Origin of the sequence: Streptacidiphilus alkalitolerans (assembly GCF_042511045.1) — a bacterium.
Lineage (GTDB): Bacteria > Actinomycetota > Actinomycetes > Streptomycetales > Streptomycetaceae > Streptacidiphilus > Streptacidiphilus alkalitolerans.
The window spans coordinates 38531-54802 of sequence record NZ_JBHEZX010000014.1 but is presented as its reverse complement, the minus strand read 5'-3'; the positions used below and the strand labels follow the sequence as shown (position 1 = coordinate 54802).

Sequence of the window (16272 nt, the reverse complement as noted above, 5' to 3'; positions counted from 1 at the left end):
GATGGCAGGCATGCCACGGGACTCCAGTGCCACCAAAGGTCGACTGCTTGACGCCGCCTTCGCCGAATTCGCCGCCTACGGCATCGCCGGAGCCCGAGTGGACCGGATCGCGAAGGCCGCGGGGGCGAACAAGCAGCTGATCTACGCCTACTTCGGCAACAAGGAGCAGCTGTTCGACGAGGTGCTGCAACGGGCGCTGACGGAGGGCGCCGAGTCGGTGCCGTTCGACGTCGAGGACCTGCCCGGATACGCGGGTGCGATCTTCGACCACCTCGTCGCCCGGCCGGACCTGATGCGCCTGCGCCTGTGGAAGCTGCTGGAGCGCCCCTCCGCCACCGGGATCGAGGCGGACGGCTTCCGGCGCAAGGCCGCGGAGGTGGCCGATGCGCAGCGGCGTGGCGCGGTCGCCCGTGAGCTGGAGCCCTTCGATCTGCTGACCATGGTGCTCGCCGCGGCCCAGGCCTGGTTCTGGGCCACCGAGGGCGCCGAGGGCACCGGGGGCACCGGGGCGGACGGGGGTGCCGAGGGTGCTGGGGTGGGCGAGGATGGCCGGTTCTGGTCGCCGCAGCGGCAGGCGCTGCACCGCTCGGCGGTGGTGGAGACCGCGCGTCGGATGACCGAGCCGAAGACCGCCGGCGCGTAGCGGGCCCGCCAAACTCATCAAGTAACTTTGCAAAGTTACTTGATGAGTTCTAGGGTGGAGGCATGAACACCGAGCCCCGGCCGCAGCAGCCCACCGTGCCTGCCGCGACCGCACAGCGTCTCCAGGACGCGATGAAACGGCTGCGCGCACGCCTGCGCGCGGAGTCCGGGCAGAACGCGACCGGCCTGACCGCCACCCAACTCGGCGTCCTGGCCAGCGTCATACGGGAGGGTCCCGTCACCGCGGCCCGGCTCGCCGCGCTGGAGCACGTCAGCGCGCAGGCCATCACCCAGATCCTGACCGTGCTCAAGGCCGCGGGACTGGTCCACAGCGAGCCCGACCCGCTGGACGGCCGCAAGAAGCTGGTCAGCGCCGACGCCTCGGCGACCGAGCTGATCGACCGGATCCTGGCCGGCCGCGGCTCGTTCCTGGCGCGTGCCATCGACCAGGTGGTCGCCCCGGAGGAACGCGAAGACCTGGAGAAGGCCGTCGATCTCCTGGAGCGGCTCGCCGAAGCCGACCTGGACGGGCTGAACGGCCTGGGCGGTGGAGGCAGATGAGCGCCGTCGTCGGCCAGGACGGCGCTCCGGCGCGCGATCCGGCACGCGATCCGGCACGCGATCCGGCACGCGATGCGCAGCGCACGTCCTTCGGGCGGTCCTTCACCAGCCCGCTCTACGTGGGCTCCGCCCTCAACCCGATCAACAGTTCCATCATCGCGACCGCCCTGGTGCCCATCGCCGCGCACCTGCACGTCCCGGTGGGCGCCACCGCCGTCCTGGTCTCCTCGCTGTACCTGGCCAGTGCCGTGGCCCAGCCCACTGCGGGCAAGCTGGCCGAGGTGCTGGGCCCGCGCCGGATCTTCCTGTCCGGCATCGTGCTGGTGCTGCTCGGCGGCCTGGTCGGCGGACTCGGCCAGAACCTGGCGACGCTGACCGTCGCCCGGGTCCTGATCGGGATCGGTACCTCGGCCGGGTTCCCCTGCGCGATGGTGATGATCCGCCGTCGCGCCGAGCAGGCCGGCCTGGAGACGCCGCCCGGTGGCGTGCTCGGCGGGCTCGCCATCGCGGGCATGGCCACCGCCGCCATCGGCCCGCCGATCGGCGGACTCCTGGTCGGTGCCGCGGGCTGGCGCTGGGCCTTCTTCATCAACCTCCCGGTCACCGCGATCGCGCTGCTGATGGCCCTGCGCTGGCTGCCCCAGGACCCCGCACTCGACCGCGCCGACAGCACCTTCCGCAGGATCGCCGACCGGATCGACCTGACCGGCATCCTCGGCTTCGCCGTGTCGATGACCGCGCTGGTCGTCCTGCTGATGGGCCTTCCGCGGATCGGCTGGACCGCGCTGGCGGTCTTCGTCGTGGTCGCGATACCCACGGTGGTATGGGAGTTGCGCAGACCCGCGCCGTTCTTCGACTTCCGCGAACTCGCCGCCAACGGCGCCCTCGCCCGCACCTATCTGCGACAGGCCCTCACCCTGCTCGGCGTCTACACCGTGATGTACGGCATGACGGAGTGGATGGAGGCAGCCCACGGGTTCTCCACCGTGACGGCGGGGCTCCTGCTGCTGCCGATGGGCGCCGTGTCCGCGCTGCTGTCGCGCCCGCTCGCCAGCCGGAACCTTGTGCGCGGACCACTGGTCGCCGCGGCGCTGACCATGGTGCTCGGCTCCGGCGGCATCATGCTGCTCGGCTCGCACAGCCCGGCCATCGCCCTGGTCCTGGTCTCGCTGGTCTTCGGCGTCACCTCGGCCACCACCACGGTCGGCAACCAGACCGCGCTCTACCTCGCCGCGCCGCCCGACCGGATCGGCACCGCCTCCGGGCTGTTCCGGACCTTCGGCTACCTCGGCACCATCACCTCCGCCGTGATCGGCAGCATCGTCTTCCGCCACGGCGCGAGCGACCACGGCCTGCACACCCTCGGCCTGGTCCTGGTCGCGGCGGGCGTCGCCGTGCTCCTGCTGACCGTCCTCGACCGCCGGCTGATGACCCGCCAGGCAGACCGGGGGACCGGCACCCCGAACCGTGCCGGCACCCCTGCCGACCACGCCCCCGCCGCGACCGCGGCACAGGCAACCACCCGCAAGGAGAACCACGCATGACCACCCCCGCCACCCCCACCCTCCCCGCGATCGACCCCAAGCGCACCGCCCTGCTGGCCATGGACTTCCAGAACGGGATCCTCGCGGTCGTCCCCGACCCCGACGCGCTCGTCGAGCGGGTCAGGGGCGCGATCGCCGACGTCCGCGCCGCCGGCGGCACCATCGGCTACGTCCGCGTCGCCTTCACCGAGGACGACTGGGCGGCCGTCCCGGAGACCAACAAGACCTTCAGCGCGGTCGCCGCGGCGAAGTGGATGCACCACGAGGACGAGGCCACCCAGATCGACGGACGGATCGCCCCCGAGGACGGCGACATCGTCGTCCGCAAGATCCGCATCGGCGCGGTCTCCACCACCGACCTGCACCAGCAGCTGCGCGACCGCGGGATCGACACCCTGATCCTCTCCGGCATCAGCACCGGCGGTGTCGTCCTGTCCACCCTCATCGACACCGCCGACCGCGACTACCGCGTCTACGTCCTGACCGACGGGGTCGCCGACCCCCGCCCGGAGGTCCACCAGGTCCTGGTCAACGAGGTGTTCCCGTCCCGCGCCCACCTGATCGACACCATCGGCCTGCGCGAACTCCTCACGTCCCCCCAGGGCTGACATCGGGGCCGCGGGGCGTCCACCGAGCGGCGGCGGAATGGACTGCGGCAGCTGCTAGCGGGCGATAGGACCCGAAGCCAGCGGGAACGGTACGACGTCGCTCACATGTCTTACACCAGTGATTGCAGCGACCAGACGATTGATGTGCAGGCCAAATCCCGCCAGTGGCGGGCATCCGAGCTTCAGCGCTTCGATCAGTTCGCGGTCATAGCTCCACAAGTCACCCTGCACGTTCGAGTGCTTTCCGATTGCGATCCTCTGGGATTCGAATACAGCACGCTGCTCCTCTGCGTCCACCTGTTCCTGGGTGATCTCGCAGATCCTGAATCCGGAAAAGAACATGTATCCCCTCAGGGCGGCTCCGGGCGTCGACTCATCCTGCTGGGCCAATGGCGACAAGCCCTTCGGGAACTTGTCGACGAAGACCGGCGACTGGAATCCGTCGGAAATCGGACCGCGTAGATCGTCGTACCCGCGCTTGGCAGCGGCTTCGTCGTCGGGGGAAACGCCCGTCACTGAGGAGAATGTTTCGTGCTGCCACGGCGCGGCCAGTGCTTCAGCACGGTCGCCCAGTACCGCCGGAAGACCGTGAACACTCAACGCTGCGTCTCGAACAATTTTCTCCACCATGTCGATCAGCTCACGCTGGGTAAATCTCGAAGTCATTCCCTCGGTCATCAGGAATTCGTGAAGCTCTGCCGACTCATTGCGGAACGACGGCCCCATGCAGTAGATGCTTTCAAATCCCGCAACCATGAGCTGTTTCAGGTGGCTCTCGAGCGAACCACGTAGGTAGAGATTCACCGAGCCTAGGTCGGCGGAATCCAACCTGAACAGGTTGGCAGTTCCTGCGAATGGTGAGGAGACGATTGCCGGGATATCGACCTCATCGAATCCGAACTGAAGCAACGACTCGCGGACAGACCTCATGATGCGAATCCGCACCTTGAGGCGCGAACGCAGCTGCGAATCGACGAGCAGCTCCCTGGTCCGCTCCTGCCTCACGGAGCGCCCCGTCCTACGGAGTGCTCCGACCCGGAAGTCCTCGGTCAGCGACTCCTGTCCTTGGGACTTCGACACGCACACCAATGAGGAAACTTCAACAACCGTATCGCCGGTCCTTGATTTTCCATTCCTGCCTGCCAGCCTGACCATGTCACCGACGCCCACGCCAAACCGGTCATATTCTGCGGTACCTGCGAGGCATTGATGGTCCTGCAATGCATCGCGGACGTCGAAGAACGTGCTCTGCTTCATTCGGCGAACTGCAACTATCCGCCCCGTCAGTTGCCTGGACGGGAACTCCTCCCCGGTGTGGGGCTGGTCGTGGCTCGAATCATTCATTTCTTGCCCGCTCTCATTGACGGTTCCGTGGCAGCGGTATACTCAACTGCTCGTCCACCGATTCGATACGAGGAAGTCGGCATGTATCACATTCTATGGTTCGGCACGGGTAGATTCGGCTCGCCGATGGTGTCCAGGTTGGTGGAGTCGGGATTCGCTGTGCATCTTCCACGGTCCGGACACGGCACAGAAAGCTCGGCCGCGCTTGTCGAGGCCGGAGCACATTGGTGGAGCGGCGGTGCTGTCGATCTGTACGGCTTATGCCTTCCTCGGACCGCGGACGTGGTCCAGACAATGGACAACTACCCGCCGGGCGCCGGGGTCGAGGTGCTGGATTTCTCCACGGGTGATCCCCGGCAGGCGTCGTCCCTTCTATCCGCTGCGCAGGCGCGTGGCGCCGGCTACATGGACTGCCCCGTATCCGGCTCGGCCGCCCACGGCAGGAATGGAAACCTCACCATGTGGATCGGCAGTGAAAGATCCTCTGCCAGTGAGCCTGGCCGGCAGACTATTGATGCCCTTTCTCAGAGGCAGTTCTGGATGGGTCGGGTCGGAGCCGGCTTCTCCGCCAAGCTGGTGAACCAGGTAATTCATATTCTGAATGTCGCAGCCATAGGCGAGGGGCTCAAGCTGGCAGAGGCCCTCGACCTTCCGAGAGACGAATTGATCGAAAGCCTTCGTCATGCGAGTTCAACATCTGCAATGCTGGACCGTTTTGGTGCCGCAATTGCCGCGCATGATCACACGGCACATTTCCGCCTTGAGCTCGCCGCAAAGGACATCGAGTACGCATCCAATATCCTGAAGTCATTCTCCGGTGTGCAGACTTCATACATCGACCTCTTGCGCGACGATCTCAACACTGCGTTGTCCCGTGGTGAGGGAGACGCGAACTTCACCACATTCATCGACAACTGAGCTACTCGGCGACTGCAGATTCCTGTGACATTCCCGAAGGCGTGCCACAGGAATCTCCGGACTCCTGGTCCGTCTCAAGAAATATGGTCTGCGCCATCATGTTGACCCGCTTGGCCCGCTCGCGGAAGAGTTCAATCGACTCTTCGGGGTGAACCGTGTCTATGACCGCGTTCTGGCCGACCGCGTTGAACTGATGGGCTGTTCCCCGCGGGATTTGCATGTCGACCCAGGAGCAGGGCGGCACTACGGCATTGAACCTTGTTCTCGGCGTCCCTTCCTCACCTTCGACCTCATCAACGAAGGTAGTGAGGGTGATCTTCTCGCCACTGGCCTGCGGCATTATCCTGGGTCGGCTCAGCGTGGATATTCGTACGCTCGTTTCCCGGCCTGTCATGATCCTCACGTAGCGCATACCGGTATGCAAGTGCATTCTGGAGCACAAATCCTTCGTTCTTACGTCATAGAAGTCCATCAAATACCGGTCGGCTGCGAAACTGTCATTCGGTGGGGTGAGCATGAGAACGTCACCCTCCTCGAACTGCTGAGCGCGAACTATTCCATCCGCATCCGGGGTATTATTCGACCCCATTTTATGCCCGTCGCGAACGACTTTTGCCAGGGAGTCGACTATTCCCTGTGCAACATGGTCGTCAAGTCTGACCACGGGAGTGATGACGCACAGGCCGAGGTCCTCGAACGAGTTCATCCGATGAATTTCGTTCTCGGCGTCCGGACTGTTCTTCAGCCGCTCATTCATCCCGCTCCCTGGTGGTCTGAACCCTGCATTATTTGTGCAGCGACAGGGGCGCACCGACAGGCCGCTGCGGCTCTCCCCGCCTGATTCTTGCACCGAATCGAGCGGGTGTGCGGCGAACGATGGAACTCGGTCCAGGGATTTCGACTGCCGATCAGCCGGCGTAGGGATTCCGCGAGGTCATCGGGGCGCGCGCGATGTCGGGGGCAGGGACGGACCCGGCCGTTTGTTCGCGGCGCCCCTCGGCCAAATCGTTCGCGGCCTCAGCGCATGTGGAAGCGTGCGGTGAGCAGGTCGGCGTTGCGGGAGGAGGGGCCGACCAGGAGGTCGAAGTCTCCGGGTTCGACGGTGCGGCGGCCGTCCGCGTCGACGATGCTGCACTCCGCGGCGGGGAACTCGAGGGCGAGTTCCGTGCTCTGACCCGGGGCGAGGTCGATCTGGTAGTGCGCCTTGAGCTCCTTGTCGGCCCAGGTGGTCGAGGTCACCAGGTCCCGGATGTAGACCTGGACCGTCTCCCGGGCCGGTCGGGAGCCGGTGTTGGTCAGGGTGACGGTTGCCCGGACGAGCTCCTCGGGCCGGAGGTCGGAGGCGGCGATCCGCAGGTCGGAGTAGGCGACCTGGGTGTAGCTGAGGCCGTGGCCGAAGGCGAACTGCGGCTCCTGGGTCAGATCGGCGTACCGGTCGCCGTGCTGTCCGCGCAACTGGTTGTAGTAGACCGGCTGTTGGCCCACGTGCCGGGGAACGGTGACGGGCAGCCGGCCGCTCGGCTCGACCAGGCCGAGCAGCAGCTCCGCCAGGGCCTGTCCGCCGCGCATGCCGGGGCTGAACGCCTGGATCAGCGCCGACGCACCGAGCGCCGACGCCGGCAGCACCATGGGCTTCGAGCTGATCACCACGACCACCATCGGCTTGCCGGTGGCGGCCAGGGCGTCCAGGAGGGCGATCTGTCCGCCCACCAGCTCCAGGGTGGCGGTGGAGCGTGATTCGCCGATCAGGCCGATGGTGTCGCCGACGACGGCGACCACGAGGTCGGACTGCTCGGCGGCGGCGACGGCCTCGCGCAGCAGCCCCGGGTCGGGGTCGGCGGGCACGACCACCTGGGGGGCGGGCTGTCCGTCGGGAAGCAGGGGGCCGTTCGGGTTCGGCCCGAATTCGGCGATGCGGGCCCCCGGGGCATGGGCGACCGTCCACTCCTGCGGCGCCAGCGCCCGCAGTCCGTCGAGGAGGGTCTGGGTGAGGTGCCTGGGATGCCCGTCGGCCAGCCAGTCGGCCTGGCCGGAGGCGCCGGCCCAGTCGCCGAGCTGGGCATCCGCGTCGTCCGCGTTGGGTCCGACCAGCGCGATCCGCCGGGGCGTGACCGGGGCCGCCGGTACGGCGCGGCCGTCGGCGTCGGTGGCGGCCTCGGAGAGGAGGGGCAGCGTGCCGTCGTTGCTGAGCAGTACCAGGCTGCGCCGGGCGCTCTCCAGGTTCAGTGCCGCGTGGTCGGCATGGCCCACGACCGCGGCCTGGCGCACCGGATCGGGGCGGCGGGGGTTCTCGAACAGCCCGAGGTCGAACTTGAGGGTCAGGATGCGGCGGACCGCGGCGTCGATCTCCGGCTCGGTGAGCAGCCCCCGGCCGATGGCCTCCTGTGCGCCCTCGAAGAACTGAGGGGTCGTCATGACCAGGTCGTTGCCGGCGCGGACGGCGCTGGCGGCGGCCTCGGCGTAGTCGGCGCAGACCTTCTGCTCCCAGACCATCCGGCCGACGTTGTCCCAGTCGGTGACCAGGGTGCCGGTGTAGTTCCACTCCTCCCGCAGGACCTCGCGCAGCAGCCAGCGGTTGGCGGTGATCGGGACGCCGTCGATGGACTGGTAGCCGATCATGAAGGTGCGGCAGCCCTCGCGCGCGACCCGCTCGAACGGCGGCAGGAACCAGGAGCGCAGCTTGCGGCGGCTGAGGTCGGCCTCGCTGGCGTCCCGGCCGCCCTGGGTCTCCGAGTAGCCGGCGAAGTGCTTGGCGCAGGCGAGGATCGCCGTGGGGTCGTCCAGTCCGTCGCCCTGGTAGCCGCGGACCATGGCGGAGGCCAGTTCGCCGATGAGGTAGGGGTCTTCGCCGAAGGTCTCGCCGACCCGGCCCCAGCGCAGGTCCCGGGTGATGCACAGGACCGGCGAGAAGGTCCAGTGGACACCGGTGGCGGAGATTTCGACGGCGCTGGCCCGCGCGATGCGCTCGACCAGTGCCTGGTCCCAGGAGGAGGCCATGCCCAGCTGGCTCGGGTAGATGGTGGCACCGGAGAAGAACGAGTGGCCGTGGATGCAGTCCTCGCCGACCAGCAGCGGAATCCTCAGCCGGGTCCCCTCGGCGAGGTCCATGGCCTGCGTCAGCCGCTCCGGGGAGGCGTGCAGGATCGAGCCCGCGTACAGGTCCTCGACCTGGTGGCGCACATCCTCCATCGCGTTGAGCTGCAGCATCTGTCCGACCTTCTCCGGCAGCGTCATCCGGGCCAGCAAGTCGTCGATGCGGTCCTCGGTGGACAGGGTCGGGTCCAGGTAGGGGAGGTCGGTCACAGTCACTCATCCAGTCTGAGAGAAAAACGGGCTGCGCACCCCGCGCGGCAGGATACGGCACGGGGCAGCTGTGGAGCGGAGCCGAGAGAGCGCTCTCTCACTTCTGGAATGCTACTGGGTTGATACCGAACTGTCAGCAGCCCGGCAGTGCGTAGGTCTGGACCGGTGCGGTGACCGATGGGGTGGAAGCCTCCGGCGGGCCCCTTCGTCCCGGTTCGGGTCGGTAGGGCCCGCCCCCCGGTACCGGGACATGCGTCTGCGGCGGCACCGGTAGCCACTACCGGTGCCGCCGCAGGCGGCCGAGCGGCGGGGCCGGGGCTTACGACGACGTCGGCGTAAGCCCCGGAACCCGCGTCCAGCGATCCCCTCGAATCCCTAGCAGCTGAGGTTGCTGCCGGCCGGGACGCCCAGGATCTGGGTGAACTGCTGGTAGTCGTTGATCCGGTCCTGCATCTCGGCGGTGTTGTTGCCGTTGCACTCCAGGCTGCCGTTGATGGCGCGGATGGTCTGGCCGAAGCCCGCGCTGTTGACCATGGCGTTGTGCGAGGTCATGGTCCCGGCACCGGTCGAGGTGTTCCAGAACCACAGGCCGGTCTTCCAGGCCACGGAGGCGTCGTTCTGCACCAGGTACGGGTTGTCCAGCAGGTCGATGCCGAGCGCGTCCCCGGCTGCCTTGTAGTTGAAGTTCCAGCTGATCTGCAGCGGGCCGCGCCCGTAGTAGGCGTAGGTGCCGGCCGGGCAGCCGTACGGCTCGCTCGCGCAGTAGTTCCCCGACTGGTCGATCTCGGTGACGTAGACAAGTCCGCCGGTCTCGTGGTCGACGTTCGCGAGGAAGGCCGCGGCCTCCTGCTTCTTGACCGTGTCGCTGCCGGTGGTGGCGAAGCTCGGGTAGGCGCTGAGCGCCGCGGTCAGGCCGCTGTAGGTGTAGAAGGAGTTCCGGTTCGGGAACATCTGGTTGAACTGGGCCTCGCTGACCACGAATCCGCCGGGCGGGGGCGTCGTACCCCCGCCGCCGGTGGAGAGGTTGAAGGACTGGGCGGCCGTGTTGTTGCAGGTGTACTGCTGCAACTGGACGCTGTCCGCCGTGGAGGCTGCCGGGACGTCCAGGCACTTGCCGCTGAAGCGGTTGACGAAGTGGTAGTTGCTGCCGGACTCCAGCACGGGCAGCCACTGCTGGTTGTTGCCGCCGCCGTAGGTCCACAGCTGGATCAGCGAACCGTCGGCGCCGGAGACGTTGGAGTCGTCCCAGACCTGTGCGGTGCCGGAGGCGCTGCCGACCTGGAAGTAGCCGCCGCTGGTGGCCGTGAACACCCACTTCTGGGCGTTGGTGCCGTTGCAGGCGTACTGCTGGACGGCGGTGGCGTTGGCGGTGGCCGCCGCCCTGGCGTCCACGCACTTGCCGCTGTTGACGTTGGTGACGCTGTAGGTGGCACCCGAGGTCACCGCCGCGGAGGCGCCGGGAGCGAAGGCGAGGGTGAGGCCGCTGGCGGCCAGTACGGCCGCGCCGGTCAGCGCCACCGCGGAGGACAGTCGGCGCAACGGCCGGCGCGACGGCCGGGACCGGTGTTGGGGCCGGCTTCGGGGCAGGGGAAAGGCACGCATGGGGGTACTCCCTTGCTGTGGAGGGGGAGAAGGCGCGACGGGCAGGCGTCCTCGCCTGTGGGGGCAGGGCAGGACGGTTTGCCGACCGGGAACGGGCAAGAGTCAGTGGTGTGCCCACAATTACCTGCGGGTGCCCGGCGTTGATGGGGCGTCAGCACTTTCTTCAGGACATGATTGAACGTCACGGCGCATGTCCGCGTCAAGGTCTAGACCTATTACGCCTCGTCGCCCGCTGCCGCGACCCGGATCCCGGTACCGGTCGGCACAGCTGCGGGCGACGGATAGCCTGGGCCGGATGCCGGATGCGCGGGCCTCCGGCGGAAGGGTGCGGTGAGCATGGACGAGGCGGCGCCGCCGTACCGGCGGGAGCGGTCCCGGCTGCCGGCGGCCCAGCGGCGGCGGCAGATCATGGAGGCGACCTCCGAGTTGATCGCCGAACGCGGCTTCTGGGGTCTGTCCATGCAGGACGTCGCCGACCAGTGCGGACTGACCGTCCCCGGCCTGCTGCACTACGTCGGCTCCAAGGCCGGGCTGCTCGTCGCCGTACTGGAGCACCGCGACGTCGAGGACGCGCAGTCGCTGCGCGCGCATCTCGGCGTCGGCGAGGACGAGGTGCCCGACGAGTGGTCCGCCGGCGGCCCGGAGGGCGTCGACCTGCGGCAGCTGTGCGCCATGACGATGCGGCGCAACGCGCAACAGCCGGAGATCGTGCGGCTGTTCGCCGTGCTGGAGGTCGAGTCGTTGAACCCCGGACACCCCGCGCACGACTACTTCGCGGCGCGTCAGGCGCGGGTGGTCTCCTCGTTCGCCGCGCTCGCAGGGGAGTTCACCGACCGTCCGGAACTGTTCGCCCGGCAGATCGTGGCGATGATGGACGGCCTGCAGGTGCAGTGGCTGCGTGCTCCGGAGACCATCGATCTGGTGGAGGAGTGGGACGTGGCCGCCGAGACGCTGTTCGGCCGATTCGCCGACGGGCGCCGCCGCGGGCCGGCCTGATCGTCCGGTCGGCGGCATCCGGCAGTGGTCCGACCGTGATCCACCAACTGTCGTGATCCGCTTGACCTCTGTGCATCAACCCTCTTGTCGGGAAGCCCGCCGTGCAGTACGTTCCGAAGCCGGGTCTTACCTAGTGCCTACTAGGTACTCATTTAGGCAGACGTCCGACACCGGCGGCCCTTCGCTTCAGCCTGAACTCCCCTGCCGGGGCGGGCTGCTGTCCGCTGCCGGTCACACCGCAGTTCCCTTGCACGCCGCAGCTCCCTGACCCCCACCGCATCCACCGGGATCCACTCGGATCCACTCGGATCCACTCGGATCCACTCGGATCCACTCGGATCCACTCGGATCCACCCGCATCCACCCAGGAGGCACGCAACGATGCAGTCCCCCCACCAGCATCCCGACCGTCACCGACGCCGTCCCTGGTACCTACGCCGCGTATGGCGTACGGCAGTTGCCCTGGCGGCGGCCACCGTTCTGAGCATCGCCACGGCGTCGCTGGTCAGCGGCACCGCGTCGGCGGCCACCAACACCCCCGGCACCATCGTGGGCCAGCAGAGCGGCCGTTGCGTCGACTCGCAGGGGGCGGGCACCGCGAACGGCACCCCGGTCCAGATCTACGACTGCAACGGCACCGGTGCGCAGCAGTGGCAGGTGCGTGCGGACGGTTCCATCCTGAACCCCGGCTCGGGCCGATGCGTCGACGTGACGGCCGCCGGTACGGCGAACGGCACCCGCGTGCAGCTCTATGACTGCAACGGCACCGCCGCGCAGCGCTGGACGGTCGGTGCCAACGGCGCCCTCACCAATCCCAACTCGGGCCGGTGCCTCGACGCGAACGGCAGCGCGAACAGTTCCTACCTCCAGATCTGGGACTGCGCCGGCACGGCCAACCAGTCCTGGACGGTGAACGGCAGTAGCGACACCGGAGGTGGCAACAGCTTCTGGTCCCAGATCCACGCAGGCTGGAACCTGGGCAACTCCTTCGACGCGACCTGCGGCGAGACCTGTTGGGGCAACCCGGCGACGACCAAGCCGATGATCGACCTCATCGCGACCAAGTTCAACTACATTCGCATTCCGGTGACTTGGTCCGGGCACATGACCAGCGGGGCGCCGAACTACACCGTCGACCCGAGCTACTTCGCCCGCCTCAAGCAGGTCGTGGACTGGGCCATCAGCGACAACATGTTCGTCGACATCAATATCCACCACGACGGCGGTGGCGACAGCTGGCTCATCCCGAGCACCGGGGCCATGAGCAGGACCGAGCCGGAGTTCGTCGCGCTCTGGAAGCAGATCGCCAACTACTTCAACGGCGAGGGCAACCACCTGCTGTTCGAGGCGATGAACGAGCCGCAGGACGCCAACGGCGGCAACCGCTACGGAGGCGGCACCTCGGACAACTGGGGGCCGATCAACACGTTGAACCAGGACTTCGTCAACGTCGTCCGCGCGACCGGCGGCAACAACTCCTCCCGCTGGCTGATCGTGGTGCCGTACGGCGCCAACGCGCAGACCGGTGCGGACAATCTGACGGTACCCGCCGGCGCCAACATCGCGGTGTCGCTGCACACCTACAACCCGTGGGCCTTCGCCTCCACCACCGCCCCGAACTACCTCACCTGGGACGGCTCGATGAACTACCTGCCCGACGGTGATGTGAACAACGCCAACCGGCTGTTCACCAGCAGGGGCATCCCGGTGACCTGGACGGAGTTCGGCGCCACCGTCAAGCCGTACAACGGCGGCGACAACTCGGCCGAGGTCGCCAAGTTCGAGACCCACATCACCACGTACGCCAAGCAGTTCGGCCAGAAGACCGTGGTGTGGGACAACGGCTACACCGGCGTCGGCGACGACCAGTTCGGCCTGTTGAACCGCACGACGGTGCAGTGGCAGCGGCCGAACATCGTCAACGCGCTCCAGGCTGCGGCCGGCTGACCGGCACCGGCTGACACTGACCGCCACCGGCTGCCTTGCTCGCTGCTGGCTGCTGGCTGACCCGAACGATCGAACCGCCGCCACGGTCGTGCACCGACCGCTGGCGGCGGTTTCCTGCCGAGTTCGTTCGGGATCACTCGGTGTCCACCGGCGGGAGGGGGCCGGTGAGGAGGGACTGGGCGAGGGCGTGGAACGCCGTGACGAGCGGACTGCGCTCGCCGGCGCGTACGGCCAGGACGACGTGGCCGGGCTCCACGTCCCGCAGGGGAACCGTGGTGAGGTAGGGACGAACGTGGCCTTCCACACCGGGCACGATGGCCAGGGCCTTTCCTGAAGCGATGAGTTCGAGCTTGTCCTCAAGGTCCTCGACCAGGGGGCCGTCAGGGGCCCGGCTGCCGTCGGGCCGCGGGTCGATGCGCCAGAAGGCGTCCCTGGTCGGGTCGCTGGCGCGAATCAGGGGCTCGTCGGCGAAATCGTCGAGGGTGACCGATGCCCTGCCTGCCAGACGGTGGTCGTTGGGGACCAGCAGCACGCGCGGCTCGTCGTAGAGGATGGTCACGTGCAGCTTTGCGGTCTGCAGGGGCAGCCGGGTGACCACGGCGTCCACGCGGTGGTCCAGCAGAGCGGGACGCACGTCCTGCCAGGGCAGGTGGGCGGTGCTCACCTCAGCCTCCGGATGCCGCCGGCGCAGCGCGCGGACCGCGGGCGTGACGATGACGTTTGTGGTGTAGCCGACGGTGACGTGGGTGGGTTCGGCCGCGGCCCGGGTGAGGGCGGCAGTCCGCTCGGCGCTGCGCAGGAGGGTCTTGGCGTGGGGCAGGAGGACCTCACCCGCCGCAGTGAGTCGGCTGCCCTGGGGAGTGCGGTCCAGAAGCCGGGCTCCCATCTGCTGTTCGAGGCGGCGGATCTGCCGGCTCAGTGAGGGCTGGGTGAGGTGGAGGGCCTCGGCGGCACGGGCGAAGGTCCGGTACTCGGCGAGAGCGACGAAATACCGCAGCAGCCGCAGGTCGAGGTCGACGTGAGGTGACGTGTCAGGCACGTTCGCAGCGTAACCCCCTGCAGCCGCCTTGAGGGACAAACACGGCTGTGAGCTGCAGCTATGCCTGAGGTGTATGTCGCCTTACGACATGGGCCTTGGACGCGGGCCGCCCTGGCTTCCTAGCGTGGAGCACGAGCCGAAGGCCCCGAGGCGGCGTGCCTCTGCCGCGCGCGCAAGCAAGCAAGCCAGCCAGCAAGCAAGGAGTATCCACATGCCCGCACCCGCAGCATTGATCACCGGGGGAACCAGCGGAATCGGCCGGGCGACCGCCGAACTGCTCCTCGACCGCGGCTACCGGGTGATGGTCACCGGGCTCGAGAGCGTCGCCGAGGCACGGAAGAGCCTTCCGGCGGAGATCGCCGTGGTGCGCGCCGACGCCCGGTCGCTGACCGACATCGACCACGCCATGGACCAGGCCGGGGAGCGATTCGGTGCGCTCGACGTACTGTTCCTCAACGCCGGGATCTCCCGGGTGAAGCCGCTGGCGACCACGGAGGAGGCCGACTTCGACGCGCTCTTCGACATCAACGTCAAGGGAAACTTCTTCACGCTGCAGAAGGCCCTTCCGCTGCTCAACGACGGCGCGTCGGTGATCATCACCATTGGTGCCGGCACCGGGATCCCGGCTCCCGCCATGATGGCTGCCAAGGGCTCGTTGCTGCCGCTGATGCGGGCAGCCGCCGTGGAGTTGGCGCCGCGTCGGATCCGCGTCAACGCCGTCAGCCCCGGCGCGATCGACACCCCGGTCTATGGCCGCATGGGCATCTCCCGGGAGACCCTGGAGTCCTGGGGCGCGGGCATTCCCCTCGGCCGGGTGGGCCTGCCCACTGACATCGCCCAGGCCGTGGCCTTCCTGGCCTCGGACGCCGCCGGCTACATCACCGGCGACAACCTCACCGTCGGCGGAGGGATGGGAATCGGCGGGTAAGCACTCACAACTCCCCATCACCACCGTCCCCGCAGGCCGCGCCGTTTCCCCGCACCCCCGCGCGCCGGTCACCGCAACCCTCGCGCGCCGGTCACCGCGCGGCGATGCGCGCGGCCCACTCCGCCAAGCCTGTGGCTCGTCTGCAATCACTCGTAGTGGTAGCGGCACTGCGCGATGAGGACGGCGTCCTCGGTGACCTTGTAGATCAGCCGATGCTCATCGTTGATGCGGCGCGACCAGTACCCCTGGAAACCCTGTTTGAGTGGCTCCGGCTTGCCAATGCCTTCGTTGCCGTTTCGGGTGATGTCGGCGATGAGCGTATTGATCCGCTTGAGGGTCTTCCGATCCTGAAGCTGCCACCACAGGTAGTCCTCCCAGGCGCGGGAGGCGAAAGTGATCTTCATTCCTCGGCCGCCAGTTCACGTACCGTGCCGCCGCCGCTTTCCAACTCGTCAATGGCAGCGAGCAGTCGGCGGGCGTTCGCGGGGTTCCGCAGAAGGTACGCCGTCTCCTTGAGGGACTCGTAGTCAGCCAGGGAGACTATGACGACGGGATCATGTCCTGCCCGGGTGATGACGACTTCCTCGCGGTCGTCATTGACGGAGTTGAGTACCTCTGCGTACCGCGCTCGCGACTCGGAGTACGTCATCGTCTTCATGGCCGACCCTTCCTCGACGTACAGGAAACTGTACGTCGATTTGGGTGATACGGCAAGGATGGTTCCCACGGGGGCGAACCGACCCTCTCGTCAAGGGTTCCCCAGGGGAATTGGTGTACGTGTGATCTCCCGGGCGGTTGGCGGGAACTGCGGCCCGGCTGCGCAGTAACGGGCCCTGGGTC

15 protein-coding genes are annotated in these 16272 nt (G+C 67.8%); 8 read left to right on the top strand and 7 right to left on the bottom strand.

Annotated elements, in window-relative coordinates; genetic code table 11:
• The first annotated feature begins 10 nt into the window (after positions 1–10).
• The 4 genes from ACEZDG_RS27370 to ACEZDG_RS27355 all read left to right on the top strand — a co-directional run bounded on the left by ACEZDG_RS27370 (position 11) and on the right by ACEZDG_RS27355 (position 3355).
• Positions 11–643, top strand: a complete 633-nt coding sequence (locus ACEZDG_RS27370) for a TetR family transcriptional regulator (protein ID WP_380514205.1) — start codon at positions 11–13, stop codon at positions 641–643.
• 62 nt (positions 644–705) lie between these two features.
• Positions 706–1203, top strand: a complete 498-nt coding sequence (locus ACEZDG_RS27365; protein ID WP_380514203.1) for a MarR family winged helix-turn-helix transcriptional regulator — start codon at positions 706–708, stop codon at positions 1201–1203.
• Positions 1200–2747: an MFS transporter gene (locus ACEZDG_RS27360; protein ID WP_380514201.1), complete on the top strand. Its 1548-nt coding sequence runs from the start codon at positions 1200–1202 to the stop codon at positions 2745–2747. Before ACEZDG_RS27365 ends, ACEZDG_RS27360 begins: the two co-directional genes overlap by 4 nt.
• A complete protein-coding gene (locus ACEZDG_RS27355) occupies positions 2744–3355 on the top strand; it encodes a cysteine hydrolase family protein (RefSeq protein WP_380514199.1) in 612 nt (203 codons plus the stop codon). The genes ACEZDG_RS27360 and ACEZDG_RS27355 overlap by 4 nt, the downstream gene beginning before the upstream one ends.
• Before the next feature lie 54 nt (positions 3356–3409).
• On the opposite strand, the gene ACEZDG_RS27350 is transcribed toward ACEZDG_RS27355, so the two are convergent.
• On the bottom strand, positions 3410–4612 hold the full coding sequence (locus tag ACEZDG_RS27350) for an amino acid--tRNA ligase-related protein (RefSeq protein ID WP_380514197.1): 1203 nt from the start codon (positions 4610–4612) through the stop codon (positions 3410–3412).
• Here ACEZDG_RS27350 and ACEZDG_RS27345 point away from each other — a divergent pair.
• Positions 4565–5617: an NAD(P)-dependent oxidoreductase gene (locus ACEZDG_RS27345; RefSeq protein ID WP_380514195.1), complete on the top strand. Its 1053-nt coding sequence runs from the start codon at positions 4565–4567 to the stop codon at positions 5615–5617. The two genes, ACEZDG_RS27350 and ACEZDG_RS27345, sit on opposite strands and share 48 nt — an antisense overlap.
• A 1-nt stretch (position 5618) precedes the next feature.
• Here ACEZDG_RS27345 and ACEZDG_RS27340 read toward each other — a convergent pair whose 3' ends face one another.
• The 3 genes from ACEZDG_RS27340 to ACEZDG_RS27330 all read right to left on the bottom strand — a co-directional run bounded on the left by ACEZDG_RS27340 (position 5619) and on the right by ACEZDG_RS27330 (position 10522).
• Positions 5619–6374: a hypothetical protein gene (locus ACEZDG_RS27340; protein ID WP_380514193.1), complete on the bottom strand. Its 756-nt coding sequence runs from the start codon at positions 6372–6374 to the stop codon at positions 5619–5621.
• A 260-nt stretch (positions 6375–6634) separates the two neighbouring features.
• Entirely contained in the window at positions 6635–8926 is a 2292-nt protein-coding gene (locus ACEZDG_RS27335) for an exo-beta-d-1,3/1,6-glucosidase (RefSeq protein WP_380514191.1), read from the bottom strand.
• 369 nt (positions 8927–9295) lie between these two features.
• Positions 9296–10522 carry a glycoside hydrolase family 19 protein gene (locus tag ACEZDG_RS27330; protein WP_380514189.1) on the bottom strand — a complete coding sequence of 409 codons (1227 nt, stop codon included), beginning with the start codon at positions 10520–10522 and terminating at the stop codon, positions 9296–9298.
• A gap of 336 nt (positions 10523–10858) precedes the next feature.
• On the opposite strand from ACEZDG_RS27330, the gene ACEZDG_RS27325 reads away from it, so the two are divergent.
• Positions 10859–11518: a TetR/AcrR family transcriptional regulator gene (locus ACEZDG_RS27325; RefSeq protein WP_380514187.1), complete on the top strand. Its 660-nt coding sequence runs from the start codon at positions 10859–10861 to the stop codon at positions 11516–11518.
• 381 nt (positions 11519–11899) lie between these two features.
• A complete protein-coding gene (locus ACEZDG_RS27320; protein ID WP_380514186.1) occupies positions 11900–13465 on the top strand; it encodes a cellulase family glycosylhydrolase in 1566 nt (521 codons plus the stop codon).
• Positions 13466–13598: 133 nt separating this feature from the next.
• Here the strand turns inward: ACEZDG_RS27320 and ACEZDG_RS27315 are convergent, their stop codons facing one another.
• The gene (locus tag ACEZDG_RS27315) at positions 13599–14504 is read right to left on the bottom strand and encodes a LysR family transcriptional regulator (protein ID WP_380514184.1); all 906 of its coding nucleotides are present in this window, start codon (positions 14502–14504) and stop codon (positions 13599–13601) included.
• A 211-nt stretch (positions 14505–14715) separates the two neighbouring features.
• Here ACEZDG_RS27315 and ACEZDG_RS27310 point away from each other — a divergent pair, with 211 nt between their 5' ends.
• Positions 14716–15432 (top strand): SDR family oxidoreductase, encoded by a 717-nt coding sequence (locus ACEZDG_RS27310; protein WP_380514182.1) that lies wholly within the window; start codon positions 14716–14718, stop codon positions 15430–15432.
• Positions 15433–15578: 146 nt separating this feature from the next.
• On the opposite strand, the gene ACEZDG_RS27305 is transcribed toward ACEZDG_RS27310, so the two are convergent.
• Positions 15579–15836: a Txe/YoeB family addiction module toxin gene (locus ACEZDG_RS27305; protein ID WP_380514181.1), complete on the bottom strand. Its 258-nt coding sequence runs from the start codon at positions 15834–15836 to the stop codon at positions 15579–15581.
• Positions 15833–16090, bottom strand: coding sequence for a type II toxin-antitoxin system Phd/YefM family antitoxin (locus ACEZDG_RS27300; protein WP_380514438.1), 258 nt, complete (start codon positions 16088–16090; stop codon positions 15833–15835). Before ACEZDG_RS27300 ends, ACEZDG_RS27305 begins: the two co-directional genes overlap by 4 nt.
• Positions 16091–16272: the final 182 nt, after the last annotated feature.